At 45.9% G+C, this 16,201-nt stretch carries 12 protein-coding genes; 6 read left to right on the top strand and 6 right to left on the bottom strand.

Translation table 11 applies throughout. From position 1 onward, the window contains the following. Positions 1-128: 128 nt before the first annotated feature. Positions 129-1,295: an N-acetylglucosamine-6-phosphate deacetylase gene (gene nagA / locus Q3C19_RS00820; protein WP_022163450.1), complete on the bottom strand. Its 1,167-nt coding sequence runs from the start codon at positions 1,293-1,295 to the stop codon at positions 129-131. 479 nt (positions 1,296-1,774) lie between these two features. Between nagA and Q3C19_RS00815 the strand changes: the two genes are divergently transcribed. Then, the gene (locus tag Q3C19_RS00815; protein WP_022163449.1) at positions 1,775-2,476 is read left to right on the top strand and encodes an SIMPL domain-containing protein; all 702 of its coding nucleotides are present in this window, start codon (positions 1,775-1,777) and stop codon (positions 2,474-2,476) included. Here Q3C19_RS00815 and Q3C19_RS00810 read toward each other — a convergent pair. From Q3C19_RS00810 to Q3C19_RS00800, 3 genes are read right to left on the bottom strand one after another with little or no spacing between them, the layout of a single operon-like run. After that, positions 2,448-3,260: an amidohydrolase gene (locus Q3C19_RS00810; protein ID WP_302726510.1), complete on the bottom strand. Its 813-nt coding sequence runs from the start codon at positions 3,258-3,260 to the stop codon at positions 2,448-2,450. The genes Q3C19_RS00815 and Q3C19_RS00810 overlap by 29 nt on opposite strands. Before the next feature lie 25 nt (positions 3,261-3,285). Then, positions 3,286-3,840, bottom strand: a complete 555-nt coding sequence (locus Q3C19_RS00805) for a 1-acyl-sn-glycerol-3-phosphate acyltransferase (RefSeq protein WP_071149776.1) — start codon at positions 3,838-3,840, stop codon at positions 3,286-3,288. 2 nt (positions 3,841-3,842) lie between these two features. Beyond that, positions 3,843-4,112 carry a hypothetical protein gene (locus tag Q3C19_RS00800; protein ID WP_022163446.1) on the bottom strand — a complete coding sequence of 90 codons (270 nt, stop codon included), beginning with the start codon at positions 4,110-4,112 and terminating at the stop codon, positions 3,843-3,845. Positions 4,113-4,543: 431 nt separating this feature from the next. On the opposite strand from Q3C19_RS00800, the gene Q3C19_RS00795 reads away from it, so the two are divergent. Genes Q3C19_RS00795 through Q3C19_RS00785 form a run of 3 tightly spaced genes read left to right on the top strand, consistent with a single transcriptional unit; the run spans position 4,544 to position 10,310 of the window. Next, the gene (locus tag Q3C19_RS00795; RefSeq protein WP_022163445.1) at positions 4,544-5,740 is read left to right on the top strand and encodes an efflux RND transporter periplasmic adaptor subunit; all 1,197 of its coding nucleotides are present in this window, start codon (positions 4,544-4,546) and stop codon (positions 5,738-5,740) included. 21 nt (positions 5,741-5,761) lie between these two features. Next, the gene (locus Q3C19_RS00790; protein ID WP_022163444.1) at positions 5,762-8,869 is read left to right on the top strand and encodes an efflux RND transporter permease subunit; all 3,108 of its coding nucleotides are present in this window, start codon (positions 5,762-5,764) and stop codon (positions 8,867-8,869) included. Between the two features lie 37 nt (positions 8,870-8,906). Further along, positions 8,907-10,310, top strand: coding sequence for an efflux transporter outer membrane subunit (locus tag Q3C19_RS00785; protein ID WP_071149774.1), 1,404 nt, complete (start codon positions 8,907-8,909; stop codon positions 10,308-10,310). A gap of 249 nt (positions 10,311-10,559) precedes the next feature. On the opposite strand, the gene Q3C19_RS00780 is transcribed toward Q3C19_RS00785, so the two are convergent. Both Q3C19_RS00780 and Q3C19_RS00775 read right to left on the bottom strand, forming a co-directional pair. Continuing rightward, the gene (locus Q3C19_RS00780) at positions 10,560-11,834 is read right to left on the bottom strand and encodes a DUF3667 domain-containing protein (RefSeq protein ID WP_302726507.1); all 1,275 of its coding nucleotides are present in this window, start codon (positions 11,832-11,834) and stop codon (positions 10,560-10,562) included. Positions 11,835-11,875: 41 nt separating this feature from the next. Continuing rightward, positions 11,876-13,225, bottom strand: coding sequence for a DUF3667 domain-containing protein (locus Q3C19_RS00775; protein WP_302726505.1), 1,350 nt, complete (start codon positions 13,223-13,225; stop codon positions 11,876-11,878). A gap of 156 nt (positions 13,226-13,381) precedes the next feature. On the opposite strand from Q3C19_RS00775, the gene Q3C19_RS00770 reads away from it, so the two are divergent. Together Q3C19_RS00770 and Q3C19_RS00765 are read left to right on the top strand one after the other, a co-directional pair. Beyond that, a complete protein-coding gene (locus tag Q3C19_RS00770) occupies positions 13,382-15,028 on the top strand; it encodes a diphosphate--fructose-6-phosphate 1-phosphotransferase (protein ID WP_277120018.1) in 1,647 nt (548 codons plus the stop codon). A gap of 258 nt (positions 15,029-15,286) precedes the next feature. Beyond that, positions 15,287-16,045 (top strand): glycoside hydrolase family 25 protein, encoded by a 759-nt coding sequence (locus Q3C19_RS00765; RefSeq protein ID WP_071149770.1) that lies wholly within the window; start codon positions 15,287-15,289, stop codon positions 16,043-16,045. Positions 16,046-16,201 lie beyond the last annotated feature (156 nt).

Raw genomic sequence — 16,201 nt, 5'->3', positions numbered from 1 at the left:
TTATAATCGTTTTTGAGTCTTTAAGCTGATGAGTTGCAGATTGGATATGCTCTTGTAGAAACTTAAATCTGAAAACAAACAAACTTGCCAACTCAAAAAACAGATAAACTTGCCAACTTAAAAAAAAATTATGAGAGTGTATTGGTTTCTGGTATCAACCGGCCCATAGCCCATACTGCTCTGATCTTGAGATCGTCGTCCATGACGATGATATCGGCATCTTTTCCTTTTTGGAGTGAACCTTTGCGGTCGTAGACTCCCATGATACGCGCCGGTGTTTCCGAAGCCATACGTACAGCATCGGCCAAAGGTATGTCGGCCTTTTGCACCATTGTACGTATCAGACGGTCCATTGTGGCAATACTGCCGGCCAGTGCGGAACGGTCGGCCAGCTTGCATACACCGTCTTCGATGATGACGCGAGGGTCGAATGCTTCCTGGCTGTCGCTGGCTGCGCAAGCCAATGCATCGGTGATGAGACAGGTGCGTTCCACACCTTTTATCTTGTAGACAAGGCGCAGGATCGTGGGAGGCACATGTATGCCGTCGGCAACTACTTCTACTGTCATGTCGTCCAACAGGTAGATACTTTCTACCGTACCTTCGTACTTGTATTCACGACGCTTGTGGAATCCGGGCATGGCATTGTAGAAATGAGTGGCATGCGTATATCCGGCTTCGTAGGCTGTGCGGATGTCTTCGAATTCAGCCTGTGTATGGGCGACTGATGCCAGTATGCCTTTGGCTGAAATATATTTGCCAAACTGCATAGCGCCCGGTAACTCGGGAGCTGCATCCCATCGCTTGATACAATTCCATTTTTCTACAATGGGAATATATTCATTGGGGTCGGGGTTTTTGATGTTTTCGGGCATCTGACCACCGGCCATTGCCATATTCAGATAATGGCCTTCGAGATGCAGACCCAATATGGGGCTGTCTTTTTCCTGCATCAGTTTCGTACATGTTTCAGCAGCCTGTTCGATCATAGGCACTGTGGATGAAGACAAGGTGGGGAAAATACTGGTTGTGCCGTAACGCATGTGTGTGTTTACAGCTGTGCGGAATGCATCTTCCGTACATTCCATAAAGTCGCGTCCTCCTCCGCCGTGGGCATGGATTTCTACACCACCAGGCAGTACATACATGCCTTTGACATCGATCAGTTGGGCGCCGATTACGGCGAGGTCGCAATTGGTTACTTCCAATATTTTATTGTCCCTTATCAATACGGAACCGTCTTTAAGCCATCCTTGAGGAGTAAGGATGCGTGCGTTGATTAATTGAGTCAACATAGGATTTAGTTGGTTAGTTTATTAAGATTAAGTATTTTCTTGCCTGTGTGATAAAAACACACTTCAAAATACAAATGTAGGGACTTTTTGCCTATGTTGCACTCATTTATTGCAGGTATTTTCTTTAAAAAGTCAAAATAAAGCTGTCAAAAGATATAGGACGCATTGGAAAATGATAGAAATATATGCCTTTGAACGCTTCCAAATCAGGTTTGGCTAAAAAACGTGGAAGTGGTGTAGTTTAAAATTCTTTAAAAAGAAGGCTCTATGCAGATATTTCTTTATGTTTGGGGTGTTATATACTTAAGTCTTGGATTTATTAAAATTAATAGGGTGCAAAAGGCCTATGATTAAGCATTAAAAGCGGGAAATGAGATCTTGCTATGCTGTTGCTCTTGACTTTGGCAAAGTGAGTGTCTCTATAACGATTTAACTTTGGGAAGAATATCAAACAACGTAACTTAAATATTTAACCGTTTATGAAAAACTGGAGAATTGAAGCGATTATTATCGCCATCGGTATCATTATGCTGGGTGTGATGATACGAAACGGTATCAACGATTTTAGAGAAAAAGATCGGGTGGTAACAGTGAAAGGATTGGCTGAAATGGAAGTTCCGGCTGATAAAGTTGTATGGCCCCTGATGTATAAGGACATCGGGAATGATCCGGCTGTGCTGTATGCTAATCTGGAACAGAAAAACAAGGCAATTGTGCAGTTTTTGAAATCGAACGGAATCGGTGATGATGAAATCAGCATTGCACCGCCCGAAGTAATAGATATGCAGGCCGAACGGTATGCCGACCGTAATGTGAACTATCGTTATAATGCCACTTCGGTGATAACCGTGACATCGAAAAATGTGGATAAGGTGCGTAAATTGATGTCAGAACAGGCCGAACTGATGAAACAGGGAATCACGATAACGGGAGGGGATTACCGGTATAATGTAGTGTATGAGTTTACGGGACTGAATGAGGTAAAGCCGCAGATGATAGAAGAGGCAACCAAAAATGCACGGGCCGCGGCTGAAAAATTTGCCAAAGATTCGGACAGCAAGCTGGGTAAGATACGGAATGCGTCGCAGGGGCAGTTTACGATTACCGATCGTGACGCCAATACACCTTATATTAAAAGTATACGTGTGGTGACTACCGTGAATTATTATCTGAGAAAATAGAAAAACGGTCGGCATCTTGCCATACGGGAAACTTCTTCCGGAAGTTTTGCAGTTGATTGAAAGAGAGTGTTGTGGTGGCAATGCTCTCTTTGTCGTTAGGGACGGACGCCAGCGCTTCTCCTTTGGGCGAGTACAGGATGCTTCCTCCGTTGTAGATAAGTCCGTTTCCGTCTGTTCCAATACGGTTTACTCCGCATGTGTAGCAGAGGTTTTCCTGGGCGCGTGCCTGAAGCAGGATATCCCAGGCACTGCGGCGGGAAGAGGGCCAGCTGGCTACATAAATTAGCAGATCGTATTCGTTGTCGACATTGCGACTCCATACCGGGAAACGCAGGTCGTAACAAATTAGCAATAGAATGTGCCAACCTTTGTAAGTGATGATTGGACGTTGGTTGCCAGCTGTGTATTGTTCGCCTTCCATGCCGATGCGAAACAGATGCCGCTTATCGTAAAAGTGGCTTTCGCCTTCGGGGGTAAGGAAAAAGCCACGGTTGTAATAGTGTTGTACCGAAACGGGGTCGGAATCGCTTGCAATGAAACTCCCGGTAATGGCCATCTGGTATTGTTTGGACCATTGCTGCAGGGTGGTAATGGTCTCTCCGGTCACAGGTTCAGCCAAGGCTGCGGGTGACATGCTGAAACCGGTCGAGAACATTTCGGGCAAAACAAGGATGTCCGTTTTTCCACAGAGGGATTGCAGTTTCTCGTGTACGCGGCGAAGGTTTTCTGTTTTGTTTTCCCAAATGATGTCTGTTTGCAGAAGGCTAATGCGTAATGAGTCCATGGTAGGGGTGCGTGATAGAAGTTTGTTATACATCTCCAATCGTGAAATTGGCAGGATGTTTGCCCCGGAATGCCTTGAAGTAAAGCTTTATTTCGCGCATTTCTTTTTCGAAATCTCCTGTAGGGATGACTACTTTGGTGGCATAGATTGTTTTTGACGGATAGTCTACTCCGATGAGTACAATGGGTACCTGCGCTTTCAGGGCAATGTAGTAAAACCCTTTTTTCCATTCCGGATTGGCCTTGCGTGTACCTTCGGGCGTAATGGCCAAATGAAACTGGGTGCTGTTGGCAAATCGTTCAGCCATCTGGTCGACCATGGAAGTTCTTTTATCACGATTGACCGGGATGCCACCGATCGCTTTGAAAAATATGCCTAACGGGAAGAAAAACCATTCTTTTTTCATCATGAAGCAGGCTTTCCGTCCAAGTGAACCATAGAACAGTTTTCCGATGAAAAGATCCCAATTGGACGTATGAGGAGCGGCACAAATTACGCACTTGTCGTAATTGGGCACTTCCAGACGGGTTTTCCATCCCAATAGGCGGTAAAAGATGAAGCTATAAAAGGATTTCTTCATTTTTATCCTAATTTGCTCATGGCATCAATAATCTCGTTCACTTTAGCGTTGAAGTCTGAATGGAATTTTTTATAGAATCCTTTTACATTGCCCGGTTCGGTGTGGCTGATGCGACTGATAAACTCGTCTTGCATGTTCAGAATTTCGCCCATCAGTTCGTCAGCTTTCTGCTTGTCTGCTCCCGGAACAAATTTACTGATAACCAAACATTCGGTAAACAACTCTCCTGCAATATAGTTAACGCTCTTCTTCAAATTCTTTCTGCTTGCCATAATTTTCCGTTTTTTAAGTGAATAATTGGTTTTCCAAAAATATAGAAGGCTCGATTCTTTACAGGCCAGGACGAAATTGAATGATTCTTTCCTGCAAATAAAAAGCCTGCTAAAAAGTCATTGCCTTTTATTTTCGGTAAAGATACTACTTTTTTATCAATAAAAGGAAAAAAGAAAATATTTTTAGAACAACGCTTGGGTATATTTGTGTTTGCCTGAGAATGGGGTGGTGTGGAAAAAGTCTACAGGCTGATGTGGAGTTTCTACACAATCCACATTGGCGGATTGGTTGGATGGAAGGATTTTGATATGGCTTTATTTGTTGAAAACGAGAGATTTGCGTATCTTTGTACTCCTTAAGCCGGTTTTGGCATCGGACTTGCATTCTTATATCAGAAAATAACAGGGTTAAATTTAATAAACAAACAAGCATGAAACTGTTTTTTACAAAAAAAGAATTGAAGCTGAAGAGAAAGAGAGTTATAGGCATGGTTGCCTGTATGGCTGTATTGGTGGGCGGATACGTCATCTGGACATGGCCTGAAAAAGTTCAACCTCAAGTTCCTATTGTAATGGTAGAACCTGCTGCTACCGAGGATGTAGAAATTTACGGCGATTATGTGGGACGTATCAGAGCACAGCAATTTGTGGAAGTGCGTGCACGTGTGGAAGGCTTTCTCGAAAGTATGGAATTTGCCGAAGGTACTTATGTAACTAAAAACCAGGTCTTGTTTGTCATAGACCCCAAACAATATCGTGCCAAAGCTGATAAAGCGCGGGCACAGTTGCGTAAAGATTCGGCTTCGGTGAGAAAAACCAAGCGCGATTTGGAACGTATACGTCCTTTGTTCGAACAAAACGCTGCCAGTCAGCTCGATCTGGACAATGCTATTGCGGCTTATGAAACGGCCGTGGCCAGCATGGGTATGAGTCAGGCCGATCTGGATCAGGCAGAACAGGAATTGGGATATACGTGGGTGCGCTCGCCGATATCGGGACACATCAGTGAACGTTATGTCGATCTGGGTACGCTGGTGGGTACGGCTGGAAAATCATTGCTGGCTACAGTGGTCAAGAGTGACACGGTGCTGGTAGACTTCAGTATGACAGCACTCGACTATCTGAAAAGTAAAGAACGTAACGTAACTTTGGGACAGAAAGACTCCACCCGTTCGTGGCAGCCTACTGTTACCATTACTCTGCCTGATAATAGTGTGTATCCTTATAAAGGTTTGGTGGACTTTGCCGAACCGCAGGTTGATCCTAAAACAGGTACTTTCTCGGTTCGTGCCGAAATGCCTAATCCTGACCGGGTGCTTCTGCCTGGACAGTTTACCAAGGTAAGATTGCTGCTCGACGTACGTGAGAATGCAACCGTCATTCCGCAAAAGTCGCTTATTATAGAAAAAGGAGGTGCGTATGTGTTCGTCATGCGTCGTGATTCGACAGTGGAACGCCGCTTTATCGAACTGGGACCTGAGTTCGGAAACAGTGTAGTTGTAGAGCGTGGATTGGCACACGGCGAAATGGTAGTGAGTGAAGGCTATCATAAACTCAGCCCGGGTATCAAGGTACGGGTAGGAGAAGCTGTGCCTTCTCAGGAAGAGGAAGAGAATAAGAAGTCATAACCTAAACGCAGAACCAGTAGCATGAAAGTAAGTTTTTTTATAGACAGGCCCGTTTTTTCGGCTGTCATATCTATATTGATTGTCATTGTGGGTATCATCGGCCTGACGATGCTCCCTATTGACCAGTATCCTCAGATTACTCCGCCGGTCGTGAAGATCAGCGCATCGTATCCGGGAGCCAGCGCGCTGACCGTGTCGCAGGCTGTGGCCACTCCGATCGAACAGGAATTGAACGGTACGCCGGGTATGCTCTACATGGAGTCGAACAGTTCCAACTCGGGAGGTTTTTCGGCAACCGTCACATTTGATATTTCTGCTGATCCTGACCTGGCGGCTGTAGAAATTCAGAACCGTATCAAACTGGCAGAATCGCGTTTGCCGGCTGAGGTGGTGCAGAACGGTATTGAAATAGAAAAGCAGGCAGCCAGTCAGTTGATGACGCTCTGCTTGACGTCGGATGATCCTAAATTTGACGAAATCTATTTAAGTAACTTTGCTACCATTAATGTGCTCGACCTGTTGCGCCGTATTCCCGGAGTAGGACGTGTGTCGAATATCGGAAGCCGTTATTATGCCATGCAGATCTGGGTGGATCCGGCCCGTCTGGCCAATTTTGGTTTGACAGTGCAGGATGTACAGAATGCATTGAAGGATCAGAACCGTGAATCGGCTGCCGGTGTATTGGGTCAACAACCTGTAACAGGACTTGATATTACAATTCCTATTACTGCTCAGGGACGTTTGTCCAGTGCGGCCGAGTTTGAAGAAATTGTGCTTCGTGCCAATGCTGACGGTTCACTGATACGTTTGCGCGATGTGGCACGTGTTTCGCTCGAAGCGCAGTCGTACAATACGGAGAGTGGTATCAACGGTGGAAATGCAGCAGTGTTGGGTATATACATGCTGCCGGGAGCCAATGCCATGGAAGTGGCCGAGAATGTGAAGAAAACAATGTTGGAAATCAGCAAGAGTTTTCCCGAAGGCCTGTCGTATGAGTTCCCCTTCGATATGACAACTTACATATCGGAATCCATTCACGAGGTATACAAGACATTGTTCGAAGCATTATTCCTGGTAATTGTGGTGGTATTCCTTTCGCTCCAGAGCTGGCGTGCTACCGTGATTCCGATTGTAGCTGTGCCTATCTCGCTGATCGGTACTTTCGGATTCATGCTTATCTTCGGATTTTCGCTCAATATATTGACTTTGTTGGGATTGGTGCTTGCCATCGGTCTGGTGGTGGATGATGCCATTGTGGTTGTGGAGAATGTAGAGCGTATTATGGAAGAGGAACATCTGAACGCTTACGAAGCCACCAAGAAAGCCATGGACGGACTGACCAGTGCTTTGATAGCCACTTCGCTTGTTCTTGCTGCTGTGTTTGTGCCGGTTAGCTTTTTGTCAGGTATTACAGGACAGTTGTATCGTCAGTTTAGTGTGACGATTGCTGTGTCGGTATTGCTTTCGACGGTAGTGGCATTGACGCTGAGTCCTGTGATGTGTTCGCTGATCCTGAAGCCGACTGATCCCAATAAGCCTAAAAACCGTGTGTTCCGTGCCATTAACCGCTGGCTCGACTTGGGCAATCACCGTTATGTGGCTATTATCAAGCGTGTCATTAAGAATCCGCGTAGAGTGATGGCTGGTTTTGGAATGGTGCTGGTGCTTATCTTTGTATTTTATCGACTGATACCGACCAGCTTCTTGCCTGTAGAAGATCAGGGGTATTTCACAGTAGAGCTGGAAATGCCGGAGGGTACTACTTTGGAACGTACACGTACTGTGACAGATCGCGCCATAGACTTCTTGATGAAGATGCCGGAAGTGGAGTATGTTCAAAGTGTTGCCGGTACCAGCCCGCGTGTGGGAACAAGTCAGGCGCGCAGTCAGCTGACAGTGATTCTGAAGGAATGGAAGGAGCGTGACGATACGACTATCGATAAGATTATGAACCGTGTGAGCCGTGAGTTCAATGAATATCCCGAGTGTAAGGTATATTTGTCGACTCCGCCTGTTATTCCGGGACTGGGTACATCGGGAGGTTTTGAAATGCAGCTCGAAGCTCGTGGTGATGCTACGTACGAAAATCTGGTACAGGCAGCCGATACTTTGATGTATTATGCGTCGCAACGTAAGGAGCTGAGCAGTCTGTCCTCGTCATTGCAGGCCGAGATTCCACAGCTGTATTTCGATGTAGACCGCGACAAGGTGAAAATGGTGGGAGTACCTATGGCCGATGTGTTTTCAACGGTGAAAGCCTATACGGGTTCGGTTTATGTGAACGACTTCAATATGTTCAACCGTATTTATCGTGTGTATTTGCAGGCAGAAGCATCTTATCGTGAGCATCGCGATAATATCAACCTTTTCTTCGTAAGAGGAAGCAATGGTGCCATGATTCCGCTTACCGCCCTGGGTAATACAGAATATACGACGGGACCTGGAAGCATCAAACGTTTTAATATGTTCAATACGGCTGTTATCCGTGGTACGGCAGCTCAGGGCTATAGCTCGGGACAGGCAATGGAACTGATGGAACAGATTGCCCGTGAACATTTGCCGGATAATATCGGTATTGAATGGAGTGGATTGTCTTATCAGGAAAAGCAGGCTGGCGGACAGACAGGTCTGATTCTGACACTGGTATTCCTGTTTGTATTCCTTTTCCTTGCTGCGCTTTACGAAAGTTGGAGCATCCCCATCGCTGTATTGCTTTCGTTGCCGGTGGCTGCGTTGGGAGCTTATATGGGTGTTGCGGCATGTGGACTTGAAAATGATACTTATTTCCAGATCGGTCTGGTGATGTTGGTGGGATTGGCTGCCAAGAATGCCATCCTTATCGTAGAGTTTGCTAAAGACGAAGCCGATGCCGGAAAGGATGTTGTACAGGCTGCCTTACATGCTTCTCACTTGCGTTTCCGTCCTATTCTGATGACTTCATTGGCTTTTATCCTGGGTATGTTGCCTATGGTGATTGCCAGCGGACCGGGTTCTGCCAGCCGTCAGGCTATCGGTACGGGTGTTTTCTTCGGAATGATTGTGGCGGTTACGGTAGGAATCGTGCTGGTACCTTTCTTCTTTGTCATGATATACAAGGCGAAGAACAAGCTGAAAAAGGTGCGCTCGTAAAGGACCTGAGTTTTTATCTACAAACAATAAATAACAGATTATGATACATACCTTATATAATAGACTTTCGTTGTTTCTTGTTGCCCTTTTGTTGCTTTCGGGGTGTCAGCTGGGCAAACATTATACACGTCCGGAGCTCGAACTGCCAGCTTCGTTGCAGGATTCGGCTCACCGATCGGATGCCTTGTATACCGATACAACCAGTTTTGCCGATTATCCCTGGGAGTGGCTGTATGCGGATACTTTGTTGCAGGGACTGATTCGCAAGACACTGGTTTATAACAAAGACATGCAGATGGCAGCAGCCCGGGTGAAAGAACTGGCTGCTATGAAGCGCATTGACGTTGCCAACATGTTCCCTTCGGTCGGACTACGTGCTTATGCAGAGAAAGAAGCTGATGATTATGGTGGTGATCACTACAATCCGGATAATGAATTTGAACTGAAAGGAGTGATTTCATGGGAACTTGATCTTTGGGGAAAACTTCGCTGGGCGCGTGATGCCAGCCTGGCAGAGTTTGTCGGTTCGATTGAAAGTCGGCGTGCTTTGCAGATGAGTCTTGTGGCACAGGTGGCTCAGGCTTATTTCGAACTGGTGGCACTGGATAACGAGTTGGCTATTGTACAACAAACGTTAGAGGCACGTCGGGAGAGTCTTCACCTGGTACGTTTGCGTTATGAAGGAGGACTTATTTCTGAAATTCCCTTCCGTCAGGCGCAGGTGGAATTGGCGAAAACTGAAACTTTGGTCCCGGATTTGGAACGAAAGATTACGCTGAAGGAGAATGAATTGTCTTTCCTGACCGGTGAGTATCCGCACAGCATACGGCGTACACCTATTACGGTAGATATCGTGTTGCCCGAGAATTTGCCTGTAGGTCTTCCTTCCACTTTGCTTGAACGTCGTCCAGACGTACGTCAGGCCGAGCAGGATTTGATAGCAGCCAATGCAGCGGTAGGTGTGGCTTTTACGAGCCTGTTCCCCAGTATTACGCTGACTGCAAACCTAGGTGCTGAGAGTGAAGAACTGTCGGACATTCTGAAGTCGCCTTATCATTTGCTGAGCGGTACACTGTTGCAACCTATCTTTGCCATGGGCAAGAATCGCGCCCGTCTTAAAGCCAAGAAGGCCGCTTGCGAACGTGCTGCTTATGCTTACGAGAAAGCTGTGCTCAGTGCATTCAAAGATGCCTATAATGCAATTACCGAGTTCAATAAGATTAAGGATATCTATGATACGCGTCAGCGTCTGGAACAGTCGGCCAAGTCCACGCTCGAACTGGCACAGTTACAGTATGTGAACGGAGCTATTGGTTACATGGATCTGCTCGATGCCCAGCGTACCTATTTCGATGCCCAGCTTAGTTTGAGCTATGCCATCCGTGACAAGCGTATCACGATGGTCAACCTTTACAAAGCACTTGGTGGGGGATGGGAATAAGCTGAAAAACGCAACTCTACTACGGATAACTCCGGTTTTTACAGGTTATATATCTTTTGCTTGTCAACAAGAGAAATCCCTGTGAAAATCGGAGTTATTCGTGATAAGAGTTTGTTTGGGGACCAGGATTCTTTTTGAGAGTAGGAGGCATTCAGTACAAAGAAAACCTGCCGAATTAAGATGTTGCTTTCATTCCGTCATGTTGACCGGAACGAAGCGGAACCGAATCATCTCCATACTTATTTAGAATCATAATTCTCCTATCGCTTTTAATACAAGGAACAAAATCAGCATAGCGGCAAGGCTGAAGGCCAGGAGGTTGAATAAACCTGATGTAAGCAGACACTTTACAGTAGTCTTGCCCCATCCATCGCGGTAGACGGTGTGCATGGATACAAGCTGGTAGAACAGCAACACCACAGGTGAGAGGAAGATAATGGCATCTTGTACAGTACCAGTGTTGATATCGTTGTCACGTCCCAGGTTGAATTCCCAAAGTAAGATACTTGCAGGTACGGCCATCAGTACAAGCAGGAAACTGCTCAGATGTGTGGCATGGGCAAAGTGTTCCATGTATCGTCGGCGTGGATAGAAAGCCTTAAACAGTAATGCCTGTAGGGGCAGGAGGAACATCAGGAACATGGGGGTCCACTTGGACAACTGACCCAGTACGAACGATGCCGTGGCCTGATGGTGAAGCTGGTCTTTCTGATCAATACGCGTCATCCAGTCATACGTGTCAGCTGTAATACGTCCTGTTACCGAGTCGCTAGGCATGTTGTGGTAGAACAGTTCTTCCTCATCCATTTCGCCCAGTTTGGCAGTCTTGCGCAATATGTTGGCTTCAGTCTGATTCTCCTCGTGAAGGGCAGTACGTGTCAGGCAGGAGTCGAAGAGCAGGCGGGGGATCGTGACCAGATTCAGTTCGTCGCCGCGGTCCTCGTAATGCAGACGGACAAGGCTGTCGGCCTGTGTTGCTCCGCGTGCATCCAGCACCTTGCGCAGCGTTTCCATATTGTAGGCGTAGATGGTAGTGTCTGGCAGTGTTGTAGCATCTGCCTGTCGCAGCGTGTTCATCACTGTGTCAGGAATCTGTTCTCCTGCCATTGTCAGCAGTGCACGTCCGGTAATCCGTTCGGTAGCCATGAAGAAGAAGGTGAAGAACACGACGGAAATGAACATGTATAGGCGGAAGGGGTGAACGTAGGAGTTGATTTTACCTTCGTTGAATTCGTTGGTCAGAAATCCCGGTCGGGTAAACATCAGCCGGAGCGTCATCCATACCTTACCGTCGAACTGATACATGTTTTCGAAGTACTGACGGATGTATTTCCACATGGGCTGATGGATATCGAGCGCATACTGTCCACACTGGTGGCAATACATACCTTTCAGTTTCGTTCCGCAATTCATGCAGTGCGTGTAATTGGGACGGGTGTTACGACGGATACGGCGCAGACGCATGGCTTCGATGTTGCGACGGATACGTCGGCGGCGTTGGTTGAGTATTTCAGTGATTCTCATTGTTCATTCTTTATTTTTCATTCTTTCGTTCTTTATCTCATTTATATGGCATCTGCTTCCGTTGCTAGTAACCATAACAATAGGGCACTAGCCAGCAACGTGGCTATAAGGGTGAACAAGGTAAAAAACAGCAAGGCTTTCAAGCTTGTTTTCACCCACCCCTGGCGGTAGACTGTATGGAAAGACACCAGCATATAGATGAACATGACAAGGGGGAAACCTACAAGGGTGATGCGAAGGGAATTCAATTGTACTGTGTTGAGTGTCTGCTGGTTTGCCAATAGATCGTCGATGCCGTATGCGAAAAGCGGTATCAGCGGAACACAAAGCAGGATGAGGAAGACGGTGTTCAGATGGATAGCATGAACAAAATGCCACATGTAAGGCATACGTTTGCTTTTGTAGAACAGTTTTAGCATGGCTGCAAAAAGAGGTAGGAGGAACATCATATAAAAAGGTGTCCATTTGGAAAGGCCCCCTACAACGTTGTTGGTAAACTGTTCCTTTTGCAGAGTATCTACTTCTGCGTCTTTCTCTACGTCATCGGTCCAAATGTAGACTTTTTGCGGTTGCAATACCAGGCTGTCGTTTTCTGTACGTATACTGTCAACCCGGAAAGCCCGAATGGCTGCTACGTTGTCAGGACCGTAATTCTTGCCGTCTATCCAGTTTTCTATATTCAGATTTTTTAAGGCACGTGCTTGTTTGATGAAATCCCAGTCTTGTTGCGCGATCTTGGTCTGGCGGAAACAGGAGTCAACCAGCAGGTGGGGAAGGGTAGTGCGCGAGAGGCCATAAGGATTGTCTACGGGCTGGAAGCGTATCAGGCTATCAGCATTTCCCATATTGAAACGCAGTGAGAGGGTTTTGACCAGTCGGGGGACTTGATACAGGTAAACGGTAGTATCGGCCTTGGTTTCGGATTTCTTCATCTGCTCTACAATATTACTGCGGAGCAATCCGTCGTTCAGGGCGTTGAAATCGTTTGCCCGTTCACCCACCAGCATGAAGAACACGGCGAAGAATACCACCGAGATACACATATATAAACGGAAAGGGTGAACGTAGGAATTGATTTTGCCGGCATTGAATTCGGCGGTAAGAAAGCCTGGGCGCGTGAACATGTACCACAGGGTACGCCATATCTTGGTGTCGAATTGATAAACGTTTTCGAAATATTGCCGGATGTATTTCCAGAATGGTTGCTCGACATCTAACGCGTACTGTCCGCATCGGTAACAGTACATGCCTTCCAACGGTGTGCCACAGTTTTTGCAATAGGAATATTTGGGTATTTTCTTTTTACGTATCCGTTTCAGACGGACAAGTTCTATTTTGCGGTGTACACGCCGTGAGCGTGTTTCCCAGTATTCTTTCCACTTTTTTAGCATACGATGTAGTATTGATTTCCTTGCTTATCGGGCGGCAAAAATATAAAAAATGTGATAGATACTTACTTTTCGCTACCAAAAGTTATGTAATCTACCGAAAAAAGCCGAAATTTGCGAGGTTTTAAAAATGTATATACACCTTTAAATTGAATAAATATGACTAAAAGTGCATTGCAGATTGCAAGGGCTGCTTATCAGCCCAAACTTCCGAAAGCGTTGAAAGGAAATGTAAAGGCTGTGGCAGGTGCTGCTACTCAGTCTGTTGCTGACCAGGAAGAAATCAAGAAATTGTTCCCTAACACGTATGGAATGCCTTTGATTAAGTTCGAGGCTACCGATGAAGCTACCAGCTTCCCCGCTCTTAATGTGGGTGTGATTCTTTCAGGCGGACAGGCTCCTGGTGGACATAACGTGATTTCCGGTTTGTTCGACGGTATTAAGAAACTGAACAAAGACAGCCGTCTTTATGGCTTCATCCTTGGCCCCGGCGGTCTGGTAGACCATAATTATATGGAGTTGACAGCTGATATTATTGATGAATATCGTAACACCGGTGGTTTTGATATCATCGGATCGGGTCGTACCAAGCTGGAGAAGGAAGATCAGTTCGAAAAAGGATATGAGATCTTGAAAGAATTGAATATCAAAGCTCTGGTTATTATCGGTGGTGACGACTCTAATACCAATGCCTGTGTATTGGCCGAATATTATGCAGCCAAGAATTATGGTATACAGGTAATCGGTTGTCCTAAGACTATCGACGGTGACTTGAAGAATGAAATGATTGAAACCAGCTTCGGATTCGATACTGCCTGCAAGACTTATTCTGAAGTAATCGGTAACATCCAACGTGACTGTAACTCAGCACGCAAGTACTGGCACTTCATCAAGCTGATGGGTCGTTCGGCTTCTCACATCGCTTTGGAGTGTGCCCTGCAGGTACAGCCTAACATCTGTATCGTTTCAGAAGAGGTAGAGGCAAAGAACATGTCTTTGGACGATGTTGTAACTTACATTGCCAATGCTGTAGCTGCCCGTGCTGCCGAAGGTAATAACTTTGGTACGGTTCTTATCCCCGAAGGTCTGATCGAGTTCATTCCTGCCATGAAACGTCTGATTGCCGAACTGAATGACTTCCTGGCTGCCAATTCAGAAGAATTTGCACAGATCAAGAAGTCTGCTCAGCGCGACTATATTATCCGCAAGCTGTCTCCTGAAAATTCAGCTATTTATGCAAGCCTTCCCGAAGGCGTGGCACGCCAGCTGACTTTGGATCGTGACCCGCACGGAAATGTACAGGTATCTCTGATCGAGACTGAAAAACTGTTGTCTGAAATGGTTGCAACTAAGTTGTCTCAGTGGAAAGCCGAAGGCAAGTTTGTTGGCAAGTTTGCTGCTCAGCACCACTTCTTCGGTTACGAAGGCCGTTGCGCTGCTCCTTCTAACTTCGATGCAGACTATTGCTACTCATTGGGTTATACAGCAGCATCGCTGATTGCTAATGGTAAGACCGGTTACATGTCATCTGTACGCAATACTACAGCTCCTGCTGAAGAATGGATTGCCGGTGGTGTGCCCATCACTATGATGATGAACATGGAACGCCGTAACGGTGAGATGAAACCTGTGATCCAGAAAGCATTGGTTAAGCTGGATGGTGCTCCTTTCAAGGCTTTCGCCGCACAGCGTGACCGTTGGGCTAAAGAAACGGATTATGTATATCCGGGACCGATCCAGTACTTCGGACCTACAGAAGTATGCGATCAGCCTACTAAGACATTGCAACTGGAGCAAGGTAAGTAATGTATTATAAGCAAGGCTTGTCAGTCCTGGACTGACAGGTAGATAGGCTACAAGGCAAGTAAACCGGTATATGCCGTTTTACCTCCTTGTAGTCTTTCGCTTTATAGAGATTTTGGGCAATTCTTTTTTATTTTCAGGTTATTATTAAAGGTTTATATTTTGTCCACTAAAAAAAGAAACACAGCAAGCCGTAAGCCCTCTTCTTCTTCCCGTTCTTCGGGCGGACGCAGGGTAAAAAGACAGACTCAGACACGTACGATGCCTAAATGGTTGCGCAATGTGCTGGCTGTATGCATAGTTTTGTTTCTTTCGGCATCTTTTTATTGGTTTTTTGTCCGTCCTTATGCTTATCGTTGGAAGCCTTGTTATGGCAGGAAGGGGTATGGCGTATGTATACCTTGCAGTTACGAAGTGCATGGAATTGACATTTCTCATTATCAGGGAGATATTGACTGGCCGATGCTGGCACGTAACAGGCAGTCCGATTTCCCGATTCATTTTATTTTTATGAAGGCTACCGAGGGAGGAGATCATGGTGACTCTTGTTTTGCCAGAAACTTCAGTAAAGCACATGAATATGGTTTTGTTAGGGGAGCATATCATTATTTTATTCCCCAGACAGATCCAGTGAGACAGGCCGATTTTTTTATTCATACCGTACAATTGGACAGTGGAGACTTGCCACCGGTACTTGATGTGGAAACTCTTGGCCGTAAGACTGTGGATGAATTGAAGGCCTCGGTGAAAATATGGCTCAATCGGGTAGAACAGCATTATGGCATTAAGCCTATTTTATATACTTCGTATAAATTCAAGCAACGCTATCTTAACGACTCAGTCTTTAATACCTATCCTTATTGGATTGCTCATTACTATGTGGACTCTGTTCGTTACAGGGGGCGTTGGGACTTCTGGCAACATACAGATGTAGGGCGTGTGCCAGGCATTGAAGAAGAAGTGGATTTGAATGTTTTTAATGGAACATTGGAAGAGTTGACAGGGATGACACTGAAGTGATTGCGGCATTTTTATCTGTTTTGTTCACAGATGATTTGCGCCTTTTGATAAGATAAGATGCAGTTAGGTTTGGTCAAATTTGAAAACTTTGGTTTTCATTTGTCTCTGCGCTCACCTTTCATTATCTTTGCCAGCTCAGAAGTAGAAAGGTATAGT

The organism is Bacteroides sp. ET489 (assembly GCF_030518095.1).
GTDB lineage: Bacteria > Bacteroidota > Bacteroidia > Bacteroidales > Bacteroidaceae > Bacteroides > Bacteroides ndongoniae.
The sequence above is the reverse complement of the archived record's forward strand: the minus strand, read 5'-3'. Positions and strand labels throughout refer to the sequence as shown.

Excerpts from the sequence above, each read along its gene's own strand:
- Q3C19_RS00795 (WP_022163445.1), top strand. The coding sequence starts at position 4,544 with ATGAAACTGTTTTTTACAAAAAAAGAATTGAAGCTGAAGAGAAAGAGA.
- Q3C19_RS00815 (WP_022163449.1), top strand. The coding sequence starts at position 1,775 with ATGAAAAACTGGAGAATTGAAGCGATTATTATCGCCATCGGTATCATT.
- Q3C19_RS00810 (WP_302726510.1), bottom strand. The coding sequence starts at position 3,260 with ATGGACTCATTACGCATTAGCCTTCTGCAAACAGACATCATTTGGGAA.
- Q3C19_RS00790 (WP_022163444.1), top strand. The coding sequence starts at position 5,762 with ATGAAAGTAAGTTTTTTTATAGACAGGCCCGTTTTTTCGGCTGTCATA.
- nagA (WP_022163450.1), bottom strand. The coding sequence starts at position 1,295 with ATGTTGACTCAATTAATCAACGCACGCATCCTTACTCCTCAAGGATGG.
- Q3C19_RS00800 (WP_022163446.1), bottom strand. The coding sequence starts at position 4,112 with ATGGCAAGCAGAAAGAATTTGAAGAAGAGCGTTAACTATATTGCAGGA.
- Q3C19_RS00780 (WP_302726507.1), bottom strand. The coding sequence starts at position 11,834 with ATGAGAATCACTGAAATACTCAACCAACGCCGCCGACGTATCCGTCGC.
- Q3C19_RS00775 (WP_302726505.1), bottom strand. The coding sequence starts at position 13,225 with ATGCTAAAAAAGTGGAAAGAATACTGGGAAACACGCTCACGGCGTGTA.
- Q3C19_RS00770 (WP_277120018.1), top strand. The coding sequence starts at position 13,382 with ATGACTAAAAGTGCATTGCAGATTGCAAGGGCTGCTTATCAGCCCAAA.
- Q3C19_RS00765 (WP_071149770.1), top strand. The coding sequence starts at position 15,287 with ATGCCTAAATGGTTGCGCAATGTGCTGGCTGTATGCATAGTTTTGTTT.
- Q3C19_RS00805 (WP_071149776.1), bottom strand. The coding sequence starts at position 3,840 with ATGAAGAAATCCTTTTATAGCTTCATCTTTTACCGCCTATTGGGATGG.